Source organism: Bradyrhizobium sp. sBnM-33, assembly GCF_032917945.1.
Taxonomy (GTDB): Bacteria; Pseudomonadota; Alphaproteobacteria; order Rhizobiales; family Xanthobacteraceae; genus Bradyrhizobium.
Map to the genome: position 1 here is coordinate 3,773,503 of NZ_CP136624.1, position 21,748 is coordinate 3,795,250.

Below are 21,748 nucleotides of genomic sequence, written 5' to 3' on the forward strand. Positions count from 1 at the left end.
CGCGAACTCGACGAACTTCTTGTAGATCCAATGCCGGCCGTCGTGGCGTCGCCAAACTTTTCCATGCACTAGTCGGCCCGTAATCGATCTTCGCGGCATGACGATGGCCCATAGATGCCAGACCTGCATCCATGACGCAGCTGGATCTAAGCTCCCCGGCAAACGGTTGTTCTCGCCTTGTGCAATCATCTGTAAAGCTCGCTGCGAAAGAGCCGCCAGGGGCATTTGTTTTACTGGAAGGCTCGCCAAGATGGATTCGGAAACGTGCGCCAAGTTATTTTGTCCTGGACGAGGTGCAACGAAATTCCCCCGTTAAGATTGATGTGAAGAGAAAAGTTAAATCGGGAACCGAAGCAGAATTGGCCCGCACCAAATCCGAGCTGAACAGGTGAAACTGGTCGTAAACATGCTCTTCGGATTTCCCAATCTCAATTGCACGCCGAGGCGCCCATGTGCCCTTGTTACGAGCTAACTTGCGCCCGAGATCGCGCTGGTGGTTGAACTACCTGGCTCGGACGTGCCGACCGGCCATCATCGTCGCGCGTTTGGCGATGCGAGGTAGCATTGCCATAGCCCCGCGCTTGGTGATCAGGGGGAAGCCTGATCGCGGCCGTGCAGCAGCTTGGCCGCGGCGAGCTAACTGAGTTGCGCACACGCAGTTTAGGGTTTGAGGAGTTGCGACCTACCGTTCTTGCCATAGAACGCATGGGGTAGCCTTGGCCGTATTATCCTACCCATTTAGGTTAATTGGTGAACAAGATTGTGGCGCCATGACCCTTACTAGCTTCGCTTATAGAACTGAACCTCACGTCAGTTCAGAGCAATGCGAAGTCAGTCACTGGAAGTAGTAATATTCTGCGGAGGAAGATCTTCGGCCGCGCGATTTTTCACAGGATATCCAAAGCCAATGATTTCCGCTGGGTCTTAGGCCGATCATCCGGCACACAATGAAGTATTACGCGCGTTATGGCCACACGGAGTTCATTCTCGCGTTGGCTATAGAGCCGGCCATATCAAGATTTCTGTGTGAATTAAAGCGAGGCGGTGAGCAACGATTTTGTTCTGACGAAGGGAGGTCAAGCGCTGAAGCTTCTTTCGCCGGATATCGATGATTGGAAGATTACGCTCCGCTGAATGATATGGTCGATGGGTTCGTGAAACCTGAGAACGTCATGAGTTTGATTGCGGTGAAGCCAAGTATGAGCTTTCCACGCCGTTGAGTATGCTGCGAACGGAGACTCAAAGAGCGTTACACCCGCACGACAGCTTGGGCTGTACATCAATGGTGGCTACTGGGTGATGCGCCGTCAATTTTTTGACTACATAAAGTACGGTGAAGCAAATTGTAGATGACCAATGCAGCGCCTCATCGCGGTGCAAAGCTTGGGCTACGGCTACGATGGCTTCTTGGCCTGCATGGACGCGTTTAGGAAAAATGATGCTGGGTGACATGAAAGACAACAGACAATCAGAAGTTGCAAGTTTGGACACATGCAGATCGGATCTAATGGAAAGCTTGCCGTCGATGGTCTAGGTGGTGTGGACACTTACCGCATCCATAAGATGATGGCTGCGAGAGTGACGACGGCACGGTAGTTTCGGGCAGTCTTTTCGAAGCGGGTTGCGACGCGGCGGAATTGCTTGAGTTTTGAGAAGCAGCATTCCACGAGATGGCGCTGGGCATAGAGATGCTTGTCGAGCGGATATTTGAGCGCGCGTGACGGATTGTTAGGGATGACGGCGAGCGCGCCTTTGGCAGCGATGGCCTGGCGCAAGTGATCGGCGTCATAGGCCGTATCGGCCATGACGACTTCGGCGGCCAATCCCTCGATCAATGCGGCGGCTTGCGGTGCATCGCCCTTCTGACCTGCGGTAAGGATGAACCGCACGGGACATCCCAAGCCTCGAACGGCCAGATGTATCTTGGTGCTCAGGCCACCGCGCGAGCGGCCGAGCGCCTGATCTTCAGACCCCCTTTTTTGGCCCCGGCAGCGTGCTGGTGGGCTCGGACGATGGTGGAGTCGACGATCAGATATTCGAAATCCGGATCATCGGACATCGCCTCAAAGATGCGCCACCAAACACCCTTGACGCTCCATCTACTGAAGCGACGGAATACACTGTTCCATTCCCCGAACGCTTCCGGAAGATCACGCCAGGGAGAGCCCGTACGCACGATCCACAGCACACCTTCCACAAACATCCGATTGTCGCGGCCCGTCGAACCCTTCTGGTCAGGTCGGCCGATGATCAGCGGCGCCATCCGCTCCCACGCCGCGTCGCTCAAAACCAACCGGTCCATCACACCCAAGGCTGCCTCCCCAAAAGCAGCCTTGAATCTGATTTGCTCCTAAAAAGGAATCCTTAGAGTCCACACCACCTAGGAGCTAAGCGGGCGTCAGCCGTCTTTTGGCGGCTCGCAGCAAAGCGGAGCCGAGAAAGACAATTGCGAACCAGCGATGATTGAAAAGGTTTGAGGAAAATTGATCGTTAATCAAGGGTGGGTGTAGGACCGACAGGGTTGCGACACGATCATGGCTTGCTGGCGAAGTGGCGTCTACGCCGAGCTCGTTAACATTGGCCTTGCCAATGCACTCAGTCTCACGGCATGTAGGAAACACAGCTTCCAGCTTCGCCGACGCTGTGCTGCTTCCTCATTTGACTGACGCGCCCGCCGAAGGGTGACGCCGTCTCGAAAGCCTGACAACCGGCGATCTTGCGGACGTCACGGATTAGCTGTCCCAGAAGGGTACGCCGAATTCGCAGATCCGACAGTGACGGTTCAGTGGTTTTCATTTTGCGCCCGGGATCCCGCTTGGTCCCTTAACGCTGTAGAGAGATAACGCCTCCGATGCGGTCAAGCCGTGCTCGCATCGCCTTACGTGGCCTGGCTGCTCCTCAAAAGCCTCGGAGCCAGAAGCCTCCGGTATGTTCTTGAATTGCGAATGGGGACATGCGACGCGAACCCCAACAGAGGTTCGGCGCGCCTGCATCGAGGGTTGTGAAGGCATACTACAAGGAACAAATCCCTTGGGTTCCCGTTGTGAAATCAACGAAGGGAGCCGGTCATGCGTTTTCCTCATTCACTCGTACTAGCCGCTTGCATCGCCTTGCTTCCGATCGGAACCGCCTTAGGTCAGGGGGCGGGCAGTGATGGAAGCGCGGGTGCAGCAGGCGCAGGCACGGCCGGTGCAGGTGCGGCTGGAGTGGGCGATGGACGAGGCGGTGTGGGGGTGGGCACATCAGCTGGTTCGGGTAGTGCCGTTGGAGGCGGCCCGCCGGCCGGAGCTGTAGGCGGAGGAGCTCCAGCAGGGCCGATGGGAGGCGGAGCACCTACGAACAGTGCTAGTCCGGCTTCACCGGCCGCCAATCCTCCGACGACGGGCGGTGTGATAGGCGGCTACACCGGGGTGGGCAAGCCGCCTGGCGCCAACAACAATGATATCGGAGGGACGCATCCCTCCCCACCGATTTCGGGCCAAACTCAACCACCGGCGGCGCCGGCTGAAGTTCGCGGGATTGCTGAGCAGTCGCCCAGTTCATCAACAGGACTTGCAAAGCCCGCAGCAGACGGTATTGGCACAAAGATAGTTCCCGCCAAGCCGTGCAGCACGGCTGCCCGAGAAACGGATGGCACAACAACTTGTGTGGGTATCCCGGCTAAGCGTTGACGGATCATTCCAATCCTCTTGTCCGGATGTCGGCTGGGGAGCCACCAAAAACAGGCCGCCTGACAAAGCTTTCAGCATCGGACCAAATTAGCAGAAGCAGCAAACTTGGATGTCCTTCTAATTCTGAAACTATGCTCGGGATGCACGAGCGAAGATTGACCTGTCGCGCGTGATGTCCTTGCCTCTAACTGTATCCGGTTCTGAGTCGCCCTTACGTTAATTAGCCCTGCCTGGGTGGTGGAACCACTTCCGTGCGGCGGCCCTCCAATACGCTGTCGTCGCCTGTTCCATCGACAAGATCCGCGACCTGCGGGGCGCGGAACCGCTTGAGGCTCGCAATGCGCTCCTGGTGCTCCTGAGCGAGAGCCAAGTCGGCAGCCATCCTGTTGAAACTTTCGGCCAGTCGCTGAAACTTATCTCCTGTCTCGATGGTGATGCGGTGATCGAAAGCTTGAACTCCGATGCGCTCCGTCTCCTCCTCGAGCAGCCGGATCGGCCCGGTCATCCGATGCGCCAGCGCATATGCGAGCAAGCCAGAGAAGATGGTGCCGACGAGGAGAAGCTCTGCAGTCCGCCACAAGGCTAGGCCCGAAGCTTCGGACAGGGATTGTTCGACCACGACGGTCCAGTCAGGACCCGCAATATGAGCAGCGGCGGCGGCAATCTCGTGACCCTGCTCGTCCGGGCCTTTCGCAAAACCCACCCCAGCACGGCTGATCGCATCGCGTATGGCTTGGAAGGGCTTGGACGTCGCTTCGTCCGCCCCGCGCGGGACGAGGCTGATGTCCGGATGCGCGATGAGCCGCCCCGGACGGTCCAGCACGAAAGCGAAGCCGGTTTTTCCCACCTTGATGGCCGATACTACGTCCCAAATCAGTTTAAGATTGACCTCGGCGATTACGGTGCCGGCCGACGCCCGGTTGCCGGAGATCGCAACCATCAGGTATGGCTCGGACCCCCGATGATAGCTCACGTCGCCAAACCAGATCCGGGCCGAGCGGGCGCCAACTACCGCGGGATCGGCGGATCGGTCCGTGCGGCTGTCTATTCGATTGAGGCCGATACGCGAGACATAGAGGCGTTCTCGTCCCCTATGGTCGAGGAGTGCGAGACTCACGACAGCAGGGGCATGGCGAAACAGGCGCCGCAATGCGTCAGTCCGCCGCCGCTCGTCGGGGTCGTCAGTCCAGGGAAGCTGGACCAACCAGCAAAGCTCGTTTGTGATGCTCGATGAAGCCTTGGATCCTGGCTGCGGCGGACGTCGCCTGAATGCCGAGCAGTTGATCGAGTCTGGCATGCTGATCGCGATAGCCGAACCAGGCTTCAATGGTACCGTTGATCGCAAGTGGAACCGCCGCGGCCAGAAAAAGCACGAGCAAGTACTTCTGGAAAGGCCACGAAAACGTTGCCGGACCATCATGCCAGCGCACCTCACTCCCATTCCGACAGGACAGGCTACAGAACGAATTCAGGTCTGTGGGGGGAGCTGCGTCAGGCTCTCCATCTTTCCGCCGCATCACCCCACTGGTTTCTAGCCGGGCTCCCGGTCAGCGTACCACCGATCCTCCGAAGTGAGCTACGCCAAGCAGTGTCATCTCCATCCTCAACACCGTAAGATCGCTGGGGTATGGAGGTTTCGGCCTCCTTTCTCGCTCTCGCGAGAAGGTGGTCGAGAAGGTTTTTGCGGCATCGCACGAGTCCGGAGGGGACTTTGCAGACGTGCCGCCGAAGAAATGATGCTCGGTCACGGCCCTGAAGCGGTCTTGCCTGGGGATCTCCTCGGAGCGACGCGTGGAGCGTCTTCCAGACGTTTAGCACAACGGGTGGCCTCGCGACTTTCTCGGCCGATGTCGCGGCATTTTACACCAGGACGAGTGGCGGCTTGGGGCTAGGCTTGATGGTCGTGCTGCTTGATGGTGTCGTGACCCATACCCATGACTTCGGCGAGGTTGCCGGTGGCCCGATTACGCTGCGCGGCGAGCTGGAGTTCAGCACTAGCCTTGCGGCAGGCTCGCATACGCTCACTTCTTCAGGCCTATTCGCTCCTGGGCGTGGCGTCCCTCCGCAGTACTTCGATAACGTAGCGCTTGATGTGGTGACACCGGCTGTTCCCGAACTCCCAACATGGGCGACGATGATCCTCCCTCGCCGGGGTTGGCGTCATGGCTTATCGGCGTCGCAACAGCGCGATGGTCGCAGCCTGAGGTTCACGAACCTAAGATTTTGAGGGCCGCCTGATGGGCGGCTTTCCTTTTGACTGAACGCAGTTCATGTCTGTTTGCGGCACATAGCGTCAAAGTTGTTGCAGCGCGACACTTTGGCGGCATTCGGGGCAAACCGGACGTGACGCAGACATCACGAAAATGCAGCGTTGGATGCAGAGCAGTCGTTCTCACGCACTTGATGCTTTCGATTCTCGTCTGTGACCGCGGAACTGCGCCGCCCTGCACCATCCGTCATAATCCGCTTGCGCGTCACCCGGGAGCGCGGAAATATCTGCCGTCCGACGGGAAGGCGACGATGGATGGCAATATGTTCGCTTGGATTTTGATCCTAAGCCTTTGGCTTGCGCTATGTTCGCTGATTTTGCACGACGCGACCAAAGAGGACAGCGATGGCAGCGCCATTTTGCTCGCGGCGAAGAAAATCAAGGCATTCACTCTCTGGGTCATGCTGAAGGCGCAAAGAATTCGAAGAACACTCAACCATAGGGTTTCACACAGTGGCTTATCGAAACTTCGTGTGAAGGCTGTACCGGCAGTCAATGCTATTTCTTCACCTCCGGAAGCAATTCGACAAGGCGAGCGAAATGTAGACGATCAGGCACCTGTCCCCCCGCCAAAGAAGAAGTGGTGGAGTAGGGAGCGCCGCATTCCGATGACTACGTCTGAGCTCGAAATTGCGATCTCGGAGGCGGTCAAGAGCACTGCACCTACCTGCGAAGACTTCGTTGGGGTGATCGTGCAACGCAAGACACCGAAGTCGAATCTCGATCCAAATTGGGTAATTAGGGGAGCAAAATTCGGCAAGGCGGACAGAAAGGTCGCCGATACAGCTTTAGCGACCATCGTGGAACGCATGCAGCGAGAATTTCTGCTTGGCGAGGAATGAATAGAAGGGCTCCACTTCCGCTAATTTCGCGCTGTAATGATGGAGTTCGTCAGTCTCGTATAGACGTCGCTTTCTGGCATTTTGGGACATACTACGCGGTCTGCGAATGTCCGCGTATCGGGTTCGATCGAAAGTGATTGGTGCGCCGGCAAATCGTCGCAAGTGACGCACCGTAAGTCGTTGCTCCGGAAGACCCGCACCGCGTCGGGCGGCCCTGTTACCCAAAGTGCGGGAATCAACTGCCAATGGTTAAGCTATGTCACCGTGGCTGGATTCTACTGCACGGCTTTTTTCTTGTGCGGTAATTCCTTGTAACTGGATATGTTGATTAAGAGACGCTGGCTGGCGCAGCGTACACACGTTGCATTTATTGCAAAGAGGCCGAAAAAGTTTAGAATTCTGCAGTCAGGAGTCTTTCTTTGGATTCCCGGTTCAGTGCGAGCCATTGGCTATCAGATTGGGCAAATTTTCCCTCCGGCCGATTTGGAGTACGACATGGCTACATTCACGCGATCTCAAACGTTATTTGTCTCCGCGGGCGCTGCGGGGATTGGCGGCTCCGCACTGCTTGCGCTGCTGGCCGGGAACATCGTTACCGTCGCGGGTGCGCGCGCTACCGCTGTGGAAATATCGCCGCCATTCATCGGCCCGGACTCGATCTGCCACACTCCGGCCGCGACCGGCTTTCCGAACATGATGTTTCGCCTTGCTCAGACGGAAGTGCCACGCGCCGAGATGAGTGCCGCCAGCCCCGCGCCGGCATTCAGGGACACCGAGCCGCCGCTGTGGACTGACATTGGTTCCACCAACTGGAAGATCACGACCGCAAACGAGCGCGCACAGGCCTATTTCGATCAGGGCCTACGTCTTTCCTACGCATTCAATCACGATGAGGCGCGGCGCGCGTTCCGCATGGCGCAAAAACTCGATCCTGACTGCGCGATGTGTTTTTGGGGCGAGGCGCTGGTGCTCGGTCCCAACATCAATCTTCCGATGCCGGAAGACGCAGTCGCGCCCGCCTACGCTGCCGCGCAGAAGGCGAAGGCGCTTGCCGGCAAGGCAAGCCCACGCGAGCAGGCGCTGATCGGTGCTCTGGCGGCGCGTTATGGCAGCGATCCGAAGGCCGCGCGTGCTCCCTTCGACGCAGCCTACGCGGCCGAAATGGCAAAGGTAGCAAAGCAGTTTGCCGACGACGACGAAATCGCCACGCTCTATGCCGAGGCCGTGATGGATATCAGCCCCTGGGATTACTGGAAGCCGGGCGGCCGCGAAGCCAAGCCTCAGAGCGTGCCGATCGTGCCGACGCTGGAGCGTGTGCTGGCTCGCAATCCCAACCATGCCGGTGCAATTCACCTCTACATCCATGCCGTCGAGGCGTCCGACCGGCCGAAGCGCGCCGAGCCTTATGCTGACCGGTTGCGCGGTGCGATCCCCGGTGCCGGCCACCTCGTCCACATGCCGAGTCACATCTACTACCGGGTTGGCCGGTATCTCGACGCGCTGGAAGACAACAAGACCGCGGTTAAGGTCGATGAAAAATACCTGGCCGAGACCAACGCGCCGATGGGCGTCTACCGGCTCGGTTATTATCCGCATAACGTGCACTTCGTGATGGCGTCGGCGCAGATGGCCGGCGACGGCCCGACCGTGATCGCCGCCGCGGAGAAGCTGGGTAAGCTCATCCCCGACGAGGCTGCGCGTGGTATTGCAATGGTGCAGCCTGTCAAGGCGGCGCCTTACTTCGCCCACGCGCAGTTCAGCACGCCCGAGACCAATCTGGCGCTGCCGGATCCCGGCGATGCGATTCCCTATGTCAAGGCGATGTGGCTCTACGTGCGCGGCCTCGCGCTGATGGCGAACCGTGACTTCGCGGGCGCTACTGCCGCGGCGAGCGCCATCGAGACGATCGAGCGCACCGCGGACTTCAAGCTGCTGAAGGATTCAGGCGTACCGGCGCAGGAGGTGCTCCGCATCGCGCGCACAGTGGTCCTGGCGCGCGTCGCACAGTCCAGGGGCGACAATAGAACCGCAATCGTGCGGTTCGAGCGCGCGGCTATGTTGCAGGACGCGCTGCCCTACACCGAGCCACCATATTGGTATTATCCGATACGACAGTCTCTTGCCGCAGCCCTGCTGCAGGCGGGCCGCTACGCCGATGCGGAGCGACAGTTCCAGCGTGCGCTCAGCAAAGCGCCGTCCAACGGCTGGTCTTACTATGGACTGGCCGAACTGCATAAGTCTCGCGGCAACACCATCGCAGCGCGCAAGGCTGAGGCTGATCTTGCGAGAACTTGGATCGGTGACCGCAAGCTTTTGCAGATTTCGAATCTCTGAAGCGGTGCGCCCATTTCCCTGGGCGAGCAGATCCCCGGGGGCCGGGTCATCTCGGCATTTTCGCGCGCCCGCAACGACCGCTTCCGCGAAGAAGACTAAAGGGGCTAAATCGTGCCGAGCTCGGCCAATTGTCAGAGAGGAACTAAGGGGCAGGCAGAGGCATTCTGTGGGCGTAGGAGCCGCCCACCTGCCGTGAAGCCTCGACGCCTCGCTTGGCAAAGTACGTTTGACGGAGTGGGCTCATGACAGTTGCTGGTTCCGGCACATCGAAGTCAAGAAATGAAATTTGCCAGATAGACCAATGTTACGTCATCTTCTGAAGCGACTTGTATATTCGCGGCGGCGTATGCCGCGCGTTCGTCTGCATGAGCGATGCGAACATTGATTGATGGCGTTGCATCGCTTTCAAGAACGTCTTTTAAGTGTTGCGCCGTCCATTCGCGGCAAACCTCTTCAGCTTCGCTATGCCGCTTCGTCTGAAATACCAATATGGATACTCCATTGACATCGACCGTAAAGGTTGATCTGGAGAATGGCATAGGGCGACCTGTGCTACCTCTCTACCGACGACTCCCCGCAGGGTGAGCCAATCGCATCCAAACCGGCGATCGTGCTGCGCTGGGATGTGAGATCTCCTGATCATCACACTACCACCCCATTCTTTCCGGCACCACAACGGTGATCCGACGGGTTTTGGCGAGGGCAGGTCCTGTCAACCTCATTGAAATTGCAGGATACCTTAGCTACGATTCTGACTACGGGAGCGGAGGGCAGGGGTACGAGCGCAGCCGCCGTAACTGCTCGCCTGTGCATAGCCGGGAGAAGGCCGATAATCTTCGTATTCCGATCCGGCGCTATGCCAGCATCGGTTCGCTCGGTGAAAAAGCAGAAGGCCGGCGCGCAAACACCGGCCTTCTAGCTCACCGCGCTGGCGCGCCCAGTGAGGTGGGTTTGGCTCTCGCTGGATCCACCTCAAGAGCCTGCACCATTGTCGCCAATCCGGCAACGCCCCCCGATCGTGTATGAGTGTGGACAAACGCGGAAGATACCGGCACCCGGCGACCTTGTGCAGCCTGGGATTGGGGAGCGTCATTCAATCTTCCGGGCCTAGCATTTATCTTGGAATCGAGAGCAGATTTTAGAGGCGGTTCGGGCCGATGAATTTCCAAACAAACCCAAAGGTTCGAGGCGGCTTTTGCTTTCATGACAGAGCGGGGAGCTAGTTGGTGGCGAGCGCACGAGCGACGTGGGGCGATTTTGTATGAGGTGAGCCAATTGATCCGACCACGAGATCGCACATCGGGGACATGCTGGGCGTCCAACAAATCGCAATGTGGATTCGACACCGGAAGCCGCTGCGCGAAGGTATTGGCGCCAAGCTCCGCCGCTAATGGTCACGCCGGATCAAGTCCCCAGCCTCGAGTTCTTAAGCGCGGGTCCACTGCGCATAACGAGGGTGATCGACTAGGGGCTGGACCGGATCTCTGGATGGCGCGCTCATGCGAGCGTGACGGCCGCGGCTAAAGATTTGCACCGCTACTAGCACCCGGTGAACTGAGGATCTTGCCCCTCGTGCAATTCTGTCAAATACGCCAAGCCGTATATCGTGAGCTGCTCGGTATCGCGCTGGCCAGCAGACGCCAGGGTTTCAATGTATCGGCTAATTTTTTTGCCTTGAGTCGGCAGCTCGCTCGATATCAAGAGGGCGCTTTCACTGGTAGGTATTCAAAATGAGTTCAACCACGTCATTCATCGCAAACTCCAAAATAAACGCACTGCAATAGTCGCAGTGCACCATTTCGGATTTTGGCCGTCGATCCCCTAAAAAGGAGCGCGGGCCCGAAGCCTCCTACCGTCGGCGCGACGCATTCTCGCGCGCAGCAGGGATATCCTGCTTTATCTGTGCAGCATTCGCGGGCTCTCGACTTTGGGGGTGGCTCATTGAGGTCCCGCGCCCATGGCGCGCCAGACGAGTTGCTGACGGCGAAGTATAGTGACCCGAACTTGCGCAAGCAGAGGCGAAAAGACCGACAAGGGTCAACAACCCCGCCCATTGTCAATCGGCGTTCAAATTTGACCCCTCATCGGCTTCCAATTTTGACCCCCTTGAGCGGCGGGGTTTGGCGGTAGCGCTCGGCTCGTCGGAGCTGGCCGGGATTGCGGAGACGAGACGAGCGCGGGTTGCGTGATCGTCGTCGCGGCTTTTGAATCGCCAGCTGTCATTGCCGGTCTCGACGATGTCACAGTGATGGGTCAGCCGGTCGAGCAGCGCGGTCGTCATCTTGGCGTCGCCGAAGACGCTGGGCCATTCGCCGAACGCAAGATTGGTGGTGACGATCACAGAGGCGCGCTCGTAGAGCCGGCTGACGAGATGGAACAGAAGCTGGCCGCCTGACTGGGCAAATGGCAGATAGCCGAGTTCGTCCAGGACGATGAAGTCCATCCGGGTCAAATGCTCGGCGAGCCGCCCCTGCCGTCCGTTGCGGGTCTCGATCTCGAGGCGGTTGGCGAGGTCGACCACATTGTAGAAGCGCCCGCGGGCACCGGATCGGATGCAGCTCCTGGCGATTGCGATGGCCAGATGGGTCTTGCCGGTGCCGGTGCCGCCGACCAGCACGACGTTGCGTTGCTGGGCGATGAAGCCGCCGCCGGCGAGGTCATTGACCAGCGTCCGGTTGATGGGCGTGCCTTCGAACTGGAAGTCCTCAAGGTCCTTGGCCAGCGGCAGCTTGGCGATGGTGAGCTGGTACTTGATCGAACGGGCCTGCTTCTCGTTGATCTCGGCGTTGAGCAGGTCGCCGACAATGCGCTGGGGTTCGTGCTGGCGCTTGACGGCAGTCGCCATGATCTCGTCGAAGGCGGCCTTCATGCCGTACAGCTTGAGTTCGCCCATGAGGTCAAACAGTTGGGTGCGCTCCATTAGTTGGTTCTCCTGAGGTTGTCGTAACGGGCACAGTCGGCGATTGGCGCATGCCGCAACATCAGCGCCGCCGGGGTAAGGATGTTGGCTGGTGGCGCAGGATCTCGCTGGCGGGCCAGGATGTTGAGAACGACATCGGCGGAATGGACGCCGTGAGCGACTGCCTCGGCGCAGGCCGCCTCGACGGCCGGCAGACCGTCGGTCAGCACCGCGTTGAGGATGTCGACCATTTGCCCATTGCCATCGTCGGTGCTGGCGAGCTTCCGCCGGATCCGCTCGATTGCGGCCGGCAGAACCCAGTCCTTGAAGGGAGCTCCGTTGCGCAGAGCGCCGGGTTTACGCGCCAGCACCGGCACATAGTGCCAGGGATCGTAGGTCGTCTCGCCGCGTCCGAAGGATCGCGGATGCTCCGCAACAACTCTTCCATCCTGACGGATCACGATGCGGTCGGCATAGGCTTGGACCTCGACCGGGCGTCCGACGGCACTGGCCATGACGGAGTACTTGTTGTTGTCGAAGCGCACCAGACAGGTCTTCGAGACCGACGCCTGCACGGCATGGAAGCCAGTCGAACCGACCGGCATAGGGAACGAGCCTGGGCCGCTCGGCTTCGAACACCTCCCAGACCGTCTGCTCGGCCAGCTCCGGATGGCGATGCGCTTTCGCGTAGGCGATACATTTATCGAGCAGCCAGGCATTTAACTCGTCCAGGTTCTTGAACCGCAGCCGCGGCGTGAAGAAGCGTTCCCGGACCAGTCCGACCTGGTTCTCAACCTGCCCCTTCTCCCAGCCCGAGGCCGGCGTGCAGGCGACCGGGTCGACCAGATAATGGCTGCACATCTGCAGGAAGCGGCGATTGTAGCGGCGATCTTTGCCGACAAAGATCGTCTCCACCGCGGTCTTCATGTTGTCGTAGATGCCGCGGCTGCAAGTGCCCTTGAACAGGGCGAACGCCCGGTCGTGGGCGTCGAACACCATCTCCTGCGTCTCGCGCGGATAGGCCCGCACGAACAGCATGCGGCTGTGGCAGAGCCGGACATGCGCGACCTTCACGATCACCGTGGTCCCGCTCAACAGCACCACCTCATGGCTCCAGTCGAACTGATAGGCTTCGCCCGGCGCAAAGCTCAGCGGGACGTAAGCCGCCGCGGTTGATTGCCCGCGCTCCTTGCTCCACCGCCTGGCGTAACGACGCACCGCATCGTAACCGCCGTCATAGCCGCGGTCGCGCAGCTCTTCGAAGATCCGGATCAACGTCAGCTGTTCACGAGTGGATTTGGCCGCGTTCGCCGCCAGCAACTCGTCGAGCTCCGATGCCCATCGTCCCAGCTTTGGCCGCGGCTGCACCAACCGCTCGTACTCGAACGAGGTCTCTCCCGACCGCAGCACCTTCCGCACCGTGTTCCGCGACACCTTCAGGTCGCGGGCGATCTCCTTGATCGTCTTGCCCTTGATGAAGTGCTCGCGCCGTATCCGCGCAATCGTCTCCACGACCAGCATCCCCGACCACCTGCTTCATTCCAAAGCAGGCAGCGCAACAGACCTAACGATAGGGGGTCAATTTTGGACGCCGATCCCCCGGCTTAGGGGGTCAATATTGCAGGCCGAATAACATCCGCCGAAAAGGCGGAACGACGTCCTGCGAGGACGAGGTCGGGGTGACTGCGCTGCAACCTCTGTGCCTGCAGCACGCGCCTAATAGATAGCAGCTCCCGATCTTCGGACTACCATCGTGAGGCGGCTATGAACGTCGACCTCGTAGACAAGGGCGAGCCTCGCAGGCTGTCGGTAACGAGCTGAACCCTTGTGCCAGCAACCGCAATCAGACAAGAGGTTACACATCGGCAGTTTCGGTCATGTGCGCTGCCGTGACGTGCCTATCCATACTCGCGATGTCAATCTCCGCACCGCAGAAACACCGTGCGCGGCCTTCTTGGATTTGGGTCGGAAGCTTGCGGCCCATTTCCCACATCGTCTGCTTCCATGCCGTCCAGGCGCGCGCGCGGCGATAGTCGGAGAAGTCAGCGTCTGTGTAATTCGGCCACAGCGTCCGCCAGGCGGCTTCAAATTGAGATCTCGCGTGATCGAAGTCTGCAGCCGTGCCTTCGGCGCGGGCGCCTCGTCGCGATCCTGAAAGGAAGCCGCAGCGCCAGCCCCATTCTCCCTCTGGCCGATTTCGGACTGCGTCCCTGACTATCTCGGCAAGCGCACGAGTCGCTTCCGCTTGCACGGCTTCAAAGGTTGCTAGCTCCATACCCTCGTCATCGGGAGAAGTATCGTCACCCTCCCGCACGTCGAAATATAGTGCTTCCCAACAAGCCAAAAAGTCGGCCGCGAGGCGATCGTTCCGCCGCAATCGCGTCGAGGGCCGGCTCGGACCTTAGGAACCGCTGGGGGGCGGTGGCGGATTAAAAAGATGTAGCTTTGCCGGGATGCGAACGGGTCGCGCCTAGCGGCACGGCCGTTCTGCCCTTAGAATTCAGCCGAGCTCCATCTCGACGGCGATCCGAATCAGGTCCGAATGGCTTTTGGCACCGAGCTTCCGCTTGAGCAGGGACGTAATGTTGGCCACGGTCTTGTAGGAAATTTCCAGCATATCGGCGACTTCGACGATCTTGTCGCCCCGGCCCAATAGCCGCAGGATTTCCAGCTCGCGGGCCGTCATTTGCGACACCGGATTGGCCTTCATCGACGCGCCAGAAAAGGTCACTGCCTCCGCAAGTGGCGGTGAAATGAAATTAGCCCCGGCGGTGACCTTCCGAACGGCATTCACTAACATTCTGGGATCGTCTCCCTTGGAGACGTAGCCCTGCGCGCCGAGTTCGATGGCGCGAACCACAAACGCTGGATCATCATTCATGCTGAACATGATGATTTTGGCGTCCGGATTTTCCTTGCGGATGCGCCGCATCAATTCAAAGCCGGAAACATCGGGAAGCTTGATATCGATGACCGTGACGTCGGGCTTCCGTGAAACGTAGGCCCTGTGACCCGACTTGGCATCCGTGGCCACATCGATCTTCACGGTGCTGTCCGAGGCGAACAATGACCGGCAGCCCGACAGGACTACGGGGTGATCATCGACAATTAAAACGTTGGTGGCCGACTTGGTGGACTTCTGCATCAGCACATTCCCCTTTTCGGGATAAATAGGTCGTTGGCAGTTTTTGGGATGCGATTCTGCGGTTGGTGAATTGGAAGTAGTCCAAATTGAGTAAGCGCAGCGGAACTAGCTGAGCTTGATTGGCGACGGCGCCGGAGGTCAATGGTTGAATAAGCCGGTTAAACATTATTGGTCTCTAGCTAAAGAGCATTGGTCGCTATAGACCTCGCAGTCAAAATACGAGACGTCGCCGGCACTACACCACCAAACAACACCGGTTGTAGCCGCCTCAGTCCCCCCGACGCGAACGACAATTGAGTAGCAATCTGTTAGCAGGGGCAGTCGAATGGGCAAAAAACCCGCCTCGTTTCAGATATATGGTTGTTGAACCCCGGTCTTACAATTCAGCCTTAGAAAGCTGGCCCCAATGGGCATCTGCTGCAACACTTTTCAAATAAGGAGTTCGTGCGGCAAATGTCCTATTGCATGGTGCTGACCGTTATTGACGTGACTGGCCGCGTGTTCCTCCGTAGCAGCTGGTCCGACCTGACGGATTGCCACCAGGTCGCCGGCGTGACCTAGGAGAACGGGCCAATCGTTAAGCTGTTCTAGCTCAACGGCTTCGATGGGGGTGGAACGGGCACCCTGGTTCTTGAAATGGAATGCCGGTTCGTGGCCGGCGCCGCCTGTCCAGGACCCAAATTCAACCGGCTGGGCGGCCGCTGATACGTTCGGAGCGGCGGAGTGCGAAGCTTGCTGCCAGTTGCTGCTGCCGCCGCTTTTACCCTTAGTGAGGTCCGGTCCCGTGGGCTCGGCGACGGCGGATTGCGAAGCCTGCGGCGAGCAGTCAAGGCCGCCTCCATTACCGGGTGCGTCGCCAGTTTCGACCGGCTCGGCCGCTCCCATAGCGCTTGCAGAGGCCGAGTGTGAAGGGTGCTCCGAGTTGCTGTGCCCGGGTGTGACGCCCGGTTCCGTCAACTCGGCGGCCGCTGATGCCTTTGCAGAGGCCGAGTGCGACGCCTGCTGCGAATTGCCGTGGCCCTCGCTATTACCGGGTGGGTCGCCAGTTTCGACCGGCTCGGCCGCCCCCATAGCATTTGCTGACGCCGAGTGTGATGGGTGCGAGTGGCCGTGGCCGGGTGTGACGCCCGGTTCTGTCAGCTCGACGGCCGCTGACGCCTTCGCAGCTGCCGAGTGCGAGGCGTGCTGCGCGTTGCCGTGGCCCGCGCTATTACCGGGTGCGTCGCCAGTTTCGACCGGCTCAGCCGCCCCCATAGTATTTGCTGACGCCGAGTGTGATGGGTGCGAGTGGCCGTGGCCGAGTGTGACGCCCGGTTCTGTCAGCTCGTTGGCCGCTGACGCCTTCGCAGCTGCCGAGTGCGAGGCGTGCTGCGCGTTGCCGTGGCCCGCGCTATTACCGGGTGCGTCGCCAGTTTCGACCGGCTCAGCGACTGCTACCGGGGCCACGATTGCGGCGCTTTGCATGCCAAATTCGAAAAGTTCAAGCCCGGCGGTTGCGTGCGCCTTGCCATGCCCGGTCGCAACAGCGCCGGTGTTCGCGTAGACCGGCTCCTTCTTGAGAGTGAGATTTTCCTCGGTCAGAACTATCGCCTGGTTATGCGCAAGCTCGATCGATGATACGTGCACCGGCACGGTAACCGTACAATCGTTGCTCTCTACCGGTGCATAAGCCGAATCGTCGCTGAAACTGGTGAGCCTAGTCGAGACGATGGAACCGATCCGGTCCCGCCCGAAATGGAACATCAGGCCGTCGTCGGCAGGCATGGTCCACACACCGGCCGTCCCGAGTGTGCTCTCGCTCGCCTCCGCTTCGATGGAAGCATGGGCGCTGCCCGTCGTCAGAACGGTCCCATCACTCGCAGTCGCCACCAGCAGCGCAGGATCGATTCCTTCCAGAGCCGCGGCGACAGCCGCCGCTTCCGGCTCGTAGACGAAATCCGACTCTGCAACGGACACAACTCCCTGCAAATGGATTTCCAGCAGGCCCGGATCGCCGATATCAAGGCTGCGATCCGTCGGATTCACATAGATGATCGTTTCATTGCTCGTGGGGTTGTAGATCCAGGCGAGGGTATGCGGCGGCACGGACGTGCTTGTTGACGTCATGTGCAGGAACGCCAGCGCGCCGAGAGCCGCAAGGTTGATCTTGTCCGTCCCCAATGTGAAATCGATGATGGTGTCGAACTGGGTAGAGTTCGAATCAATCGCTGAAAGATAGACAAAGATGTCATCACCGTTGCTGCCGGTCAGCTGGTCACCACCATATCCGCCGATGATGGTATCGTTGCCGTCGTTGCCGTTGATGGTGTCGCTGCCGGATCCTCCGTAGACCGCGTCGTCTCCCCTGTTACCCTCAATCGTATCGTTCCCTGAGCCTCCGTAGATAACATCCACTACGCCGGTGCCGTTGAGGGTGTCGTCACCGGCGACGCCATGGATTATGTTTACCTTCTCCTGTGACGCTGTCGTGTCCAAGGGTCCCAAACGCGAGGGGCGGATGGGAGTCGTGGACAACTAGCCCCGGAGCCAGGTATCGACATCGTTGGGGTCTACATCGCTGGCCCCATGAATGGTGGTCGTCGCCACTTGTGCGGTGCCATCCATGGTGGCGACCTTGGAGGTTCCGATCAGAGTTTCGCCCGGGTCGAGCGCCTGCATTGCGGCATTGGAGTTGTCGAGTGTGTAGATCCACACGCCGGCGGCCGTCATGATGATGGTGCCATAGCCTCCATGACCCTTTATCGGAGTCGAGGCAAACTCCAGCGGCGGGAACTGCTGCTGCGCCGTGGGGCCGCCGGTCTGGTTAATCGCTTGCAGCAGCGGCGAAATGAAAAAATAGGGCGTCCCGGATCCAATCGGGCCGTAGCCTCTCCCGAAGTTGGAGAGGACGGCCTGCTCGGCCGCGTGCAGCTCTTCCATTCTCGCCGCCGAGTGCGTGACTTGGCTCACGTTAATTGGGGAGCCTCTCTGGGTGAGCACGACTGTCTCGCCGGGATCCACAACGATGATGTGCCGGAGGATCGCCTTCTTCCAGAGCTCAAATACGGAGTGCTCAAGATCCTTGTCGTCATCAGTGTCGTTCGTGTCCCACGCCTTGGCGTCGCTCAAAATTGCGAACCCCAGGGCGAGCGCAAGCGTGCCGAAGCCGGCGGATCGTTGCAACGACGCGATCGTGGCGAGCACGGTCCTATTACTGATTTCAAGCTTCTGAAATATGTTGTGGAGGTGTACTTTGACCGTGCCTCGGGAAACGTTCAGCTGGCGCGCAATCTCTTTGTTCGACAAACCGTCGCACACTAGTCGCACAATTTGGCGCTCGCGGTGCGTCAGCATCCCCAGCATTTTTTCGATTTTGGCGCCGTCTACTTTCTTTCCGTTTGGCGAGAGGTCTTGGGACTGTTCCGGTGACGCACTGATGCGCTCTGTCATCAGCCTCAGGGATCGCAGCATAGTGTCGAGGTTCGCGTACTTCGAAATTGCACTGCAAGCACCGGCCGCGATTGCCGCGGTGAGATCGTCGTCGCATTCGGAATCGGTAAAGAACACCAGCCGTGTGGAAAGATTTTCGGCTTTCGCAATGGCGAGGATCTCGGATGCCGTCAGGTCAGGCAACGGGTTAGCAAGAAGCGCGACGTCGGGTGCCACATTCCGAATTGCTTCGAGGCAGCTTGTTCCGGTGCTACACGACGCAACAATCTCGAAGTCGCGCTGTGCTGCGAACACCGACCTCAACCCCTGGAGAACGATCGGTTGTCGATCTGCGATCACGAGTCGGATGCAGCGCGTGAATGTTCCCTGGTCCGCGGACACATCTAACATGGGCTTGACCTCGCCTGCCCAGCGCGGTGCCTTAGTCCTCTTGCTACCCCGACGCAAAGTCTAAATTGTCTGGCGTCGGCAGCCCGGGCTACCCGCCTCAGTGCCTGAACCGGATAACTCATTTTCCAGGGGAAGGCGAGCTAGCTGCCATCAGTTTGCTTTTTGGTGCGGTGCGAGACCCGTCCAACCCACTTAGAAGTCTTAGATATCTTACGTTCAGAATGGCTCCTTGTTGTGCCCCACCGCAAGCCCTAGGTCTAGCCTTTATTAGACTAACTGGCGAGAATGATTGATTTTTGCACGTCCAGGTTGTCACCGCTAAGTGCACTGTTGTTGAACATTCTCCCTCTGTCGTATCTTTACGTTTATGGCCCGCGAGCGAGAAGAATTGGCAATCCATGAAAAATTGGCGCGCTGTAGACAGCTCGCCAGAGAGTTGATTAGGGAACCAACGGCAACAGACCTTCGCGAATTAGAGGCAGAATTACTGGCTCAGCTCCGACGACTGAAGAAGCAGTAAGGCCGCCCCAGTTGCGGCCTCTTTTAACGGCGTCTCCTAGCACCTCTTCAAGGAACATCATTGGCAGCAGGGCCGATGTCATCTTTTGACACGTAACGAAATTCGATACCTGAGCTGCTGCCGGTTTGATGGACACCGAGATTGGGTGTTTCATGAAGCCGGAGGTAGGTGCTGCAGAGACGGAAGTTCAGTCGAGAGTTCAAGATCGAGGCGGTTAAGCTTGTCAGGGAACGAGGGGTGTCGGTGGCGCAAGCAGGCCGCGACCTGGTCGTCATGAGAACGTGCTGTGCAAATGGGAAGGAGGTCGGCTCCGACCCTGTCCAGGCCTTACCCGGCCACGGGCAAATGAAGCCTGAGCAGTTGGAGATCGAGCGGCTGCGGCGCGAGGTCACCAAGCTGAATGCCGAGCGGGACATACTAAAAAACTATCCAGGCCGTAGCGCGCCTGTGCGGGATAGAAACAGCCGTGTGCTATCCTCTGCGGCTGGGAGGGTAGGGGCCGTCAGCTTATTGGAGCACTGTCCCCGTTAGAAAACGTGGTCCATGGGTGCATGCGGATTTGAGAGTGGTGACATCGTTCCAGCGGCGATCCGGATTAGGAAGATGACAAATTGGCATAACCCAGACCCTCCTGCCCATGATCGGACGGAGGACTTGCGATCGACTGATCTAAGCAAGGAAACGCAATGAGAATAACCGTGAAGACCATCGTACCAGGGGGACTCGCTGCCACCCTGCTGGCGTCGGCGGCAACGGCTGCCCCGTTCAACCCGACTATGATCGGCTCGGGAGAGATCGCCGGCGTCGACCAGGTCCGCCTGGTTTGCAACGAGTTCGGCCGCTGCTACCGGACCCGCGGACCCCGCTACGTCCAGCCCTACTACGGCAGCGACGACGGCTACGTGGTGCGCCGGAGCTACGGATATTACGGCGGCTCGGGCTACGATCGCGGCTACGGGTATTATCGGGGCGGGCCGAGCATCGGCTTCCCCTTCGGCAGCCGGAGCTGGTGATTGACGAAAGGGCCGCCCTCCGAAGCGGCCCTTTCCCTGAATCCTAGAGCGGGCTTGGATGAGTTGATACTGCTGAGACCGCCTGGCGCGGCGCGACGTTCGCGCCCGCTTCTTGGGCTTTCTCGGAGGCGAAATGCGGCCCGCGCGAGGAGGTCCGCTCGTCGTCTAAAGCGAACAGGGCTTCAGCCTGAAAAGACATCGGCCATCGATGCGGAGCGGGCTTTTGCCGGCGGCGCGGCTACAGAACCTGAGCCACGCCTCGGTACGTGATACCCAAGCTACCCGCGGCGCAAAGCGAAAGGTCGGGGATGCGGTTGCGTGGTCCTCGATCGATAATACGAACCACCACCGACCTGCTGCTCGCAAGGTTGGTTATGCCTAACCAAGCCGAGACCGTCGCGATCGTGACTATTCGAAGTAACGCACGCATCATCAGCCTCACAAGAAATCAAAACAAAAGACGATCCCAACCCACGCGGCTGTGTTCCGGGAAGATGCGCAGCGAACCGGAGTGAGGGATGATAGCTGCCGGTGTTTCAGATGTGCGAAGGCGAGGCTGGGCGCTGCAGCAAGAGGTCTGACTTAGGCCGTCCTTGGTTGCCCGGGGACGGCCTTTCTTCGCAAACCACTAAAGTCCGGCCGAACGTCAGCACCGCGGTTGCCGCAAACGTTGCAGACGAACAGACTTTCGATATCCGACAGCCGCAGATGGTCTGGCCAGCAATCGACTGAGAGCTTCACGGAATGAGCGCAGCGATAATCGCTGCAGAACACGACGACGCCTGAGGCACCCAACTCCCGCATCTCTCCAAAGGTAAACTTCTCGTCTGGCATGCGCCCAATTCTGCCAAGATTACCCTCCAGTCTGAATATGCCATCTGGCTAATGAACCGAGTGGCAGTCCCGGCGGGTGTCGTCCGCAAGCATCCTGCGGTGCCCCGGATGTTCACAAAACTTGCTGAGTGTGCGGGTGTAGGCACCAAAAACCTCTTTCTGTTGAGAAAGTTTTTCCGCTTAAGCATTTGATTTTACTTGGTAGCGCGGAGGGATTCGAACCCTCGGCCCATGATAAAAGTCACATCAAAAGTAGCACTGACACACGGAGTCCTTGGCTACCATTTTGCTACCCAACTCCAGAACACCAGATAGTACAAGGCAATATGGTCCGTCACTGGCTGACGACAATACGTCGACCAATTCAGCTGTTTCGAGATGAATGAGTATTGCTTAGGATGG

13 protein-coding genes and 2 pseudogenes are annotated in these 21,748 nt (G+C 59.0%); 4 read left to right on the forward strand and 11 right to left on the reverse strand.

Annotated elements, in window-relative coordinates; genetic code table 11:
* Nucleotides 1-1,547 precede the first annotated feature (1,547 nt).
* From RX328_RS17265 to RX328_RS17275, 3 genes are all read right to left on the reverse strand, one after another.
* A protein-coding gene (locus RX328_RS17265; RefSeq protein WP_317258502.1) for an IS5 family transposase occupies nt 1,548-2,311 on the reverse strand; the annotation gives its coding sequence in 2 pieces (ribosomal slippage) (nt 1,548-1,973 and nt 1,976-2,311; 762 coding nt in all).
* Nucleotides 2,312-3,891: 1,580 nt separating this feature from the next.
* Nucleotides 3,892-4,968 (reverse strand): cache domain-containing protein, encoded by a 1,077-nt coding sequence (locus RX328_RS17270; protein ID WP_317258803.1) that lies wholly within the window; start codon nt 4,966-4,968, stop codon nt 3,892-3,894.
* A complete protein-coding gene (locus RX328_RS17275) occupies nt 4,853-5,101 on the reverse strand; it encodes a hypothetical protein (RefSeq protein WP_249727331.1) in 249 nt (82 codons plus the stop codon). The genes RX328_RS17270 and RX328_RS17275 overlap by 116 nt, the downstream gene beginning before the upstream one ends.
* Nucleotides 5,102-6,191: 1,090 nt before the next feature.
* On the opposite strand from RX328_RS17275, the gene RX328_RS17280 reads away from it, so the two are divergent.
* Nucleotides 6,192-6,782, forward strand: coding sequence for a hypothetical protein (locus RX328_RS17280; protein WP_213257304.1), 591 nt, complete (start codon nt 6,192-6,194; stop codon nt 6,780-6,782).
* Between the two features lie 495 nt (nt 6,783-7,277).
* The gene (locus RX328_RS17285; protein WP_213257306.1) at nt 7,278-9,116 is read left to right on the forward strand and encodes a tetratricopeptide repeat protein; all 1,839 of its coding nucleotides are present in this window, start codon (nt 7,278-7,280) and stop codon (nt 9,114-9,116) included.
* Nucleotides 9,117-9,388: 272 nt separating this feature from the next.
* Here RX328_RS17285 and RX328_RS17290 read toward each other — a convergent pair whose 3' ends face one another.
* From RX328_RS17290 to RX328_RS17320, 7 genes and pseudogenes are all read right to left on the reverse strand, one after another.
* Complete coding sequence (locus RX328_RS17290) at nt 9,389-9,604, reverse strand: hypothetical protein (RefSeq protein ID WP_213257308.1); 216 nt, start codon at nt 9,602-9,604, stop codon at nt 9,389-9,391.
* A gap of 1,568 nt (nt 9,605-11,172) precedes the next feature.
* Nucleotides 11,173-12,036 carry an IS21-like element helper ATPase IstB gene (istB, locus tag RX328_RS17295; RefSeq protein WP_410733882.1) on the reverse strand — a complete coding sequence of 288 codons (864 nt, stop codon included), beginning with the start codon at nt 12,034-12,036 and terminating at the stop codon, nt 11,173-11,175.
* Nucleotides 12,036-13,536: pseudogene (gene istA, locus RX328_RS17300) on the reverse strand (IS21 family transposase). The gene istB and the pseudogene istA overlap by 1 nt, the downstream one beginning before the upstream one ends.
* Before the next feature lie 334 nt (nt 13,537-13,870).
* Nucleotides 13,871-14,290: a hypothetical protein gene (locus RX328_RS17305; protein ID WP_317258755.1), complete on the reverse strand. Its 420-nt coding sequence runs from the start codon at nt 14,288-14,290 to the stop codon at nt 13,871-13,873.
* Between the two features lie 225 nt (nt 14,291-14,515).
* Nucleotides 14,516-15,160, reverse strand: coding sequence for a response regulator transcription factor (locus tag RX328_RS17310; RefSeq protein ID WP_213255377.1), 645 nt, complete (start codon nt 15,158-15,160; stop codon nt 14,516-14,518).
* A gap of 429 nt (nt 15,161-15,589) precedes the next feature.
* A complete protein-coding gene (locus RX328_RS17315; RefSeq protein WP_317258756.1) occupies nt 15,590-17,635 on the reverse strand; it encodes a M10 family metallopeptidase C-terminal domain-containing protein in 2,046 nt (681 codons plus the stop codon).
* Between the two features lie 39 nt (nt 17,636-17,674).
* Nucleotides 17,675-18,979 carry a LuxR C-terminal-related transcriptional regulator gene (locus tag RX328_RS17320; protein WP_213255373.1) on the reverse strand — a complete coding sequence of 435 codons (1,305 nt, stop codon included), beginning with the start codon at nt 18,977-18,979 and terminating at the stop codon, nt 17,675-17,677.
* 691 nt (nt 18,980-19,670) lie between these two features.
* Between RX328_RS17320 and RX328_RS17325 the strand changes: the two are divergent.
* Both RX328_RS17325 and RX328_RS17330 read left to right on the forward strand, forming a co-directional pair.
* A pseudogene (locus RX328_RS17325) lies at nt 19,671-19,922 on the forward strand (transposase); the annotation flags it as partial.
* Nucleotides 19,923-20,197: 275 nt separating this feature from the next.
* Nucleotides 20,198-20,512, forward strand: a complete 315-nt coding sequence (locus tag RX328_RS17330) for a hypothetical protein (protein ID WP_213255387.1) — start codon at nt 20,198-20,200, stop codon at nt 20,510-20,512.
* Between the two features lie 238 nt (nt 20,513-20,750).
* Here the strand turns inward: RX328_RS17330 and RX328_RS43700 are convergent, their stop codons facing one another.
* Nucleotides 20,751-20,945 (reverse strand): RlpA-like double-psi beta-barrel domain-containing protein, encoded by a 195-nt coding sequence (locus RX328_RS43700; RefSeq protein WP_410734048.1) that lies wholly within the window; start codon nt 20,943-20,945, stop codon nt 20,751-20,753.
* Between the last annotated feature and the right edge of the window lie 803 nt (nt 20,946-21,748).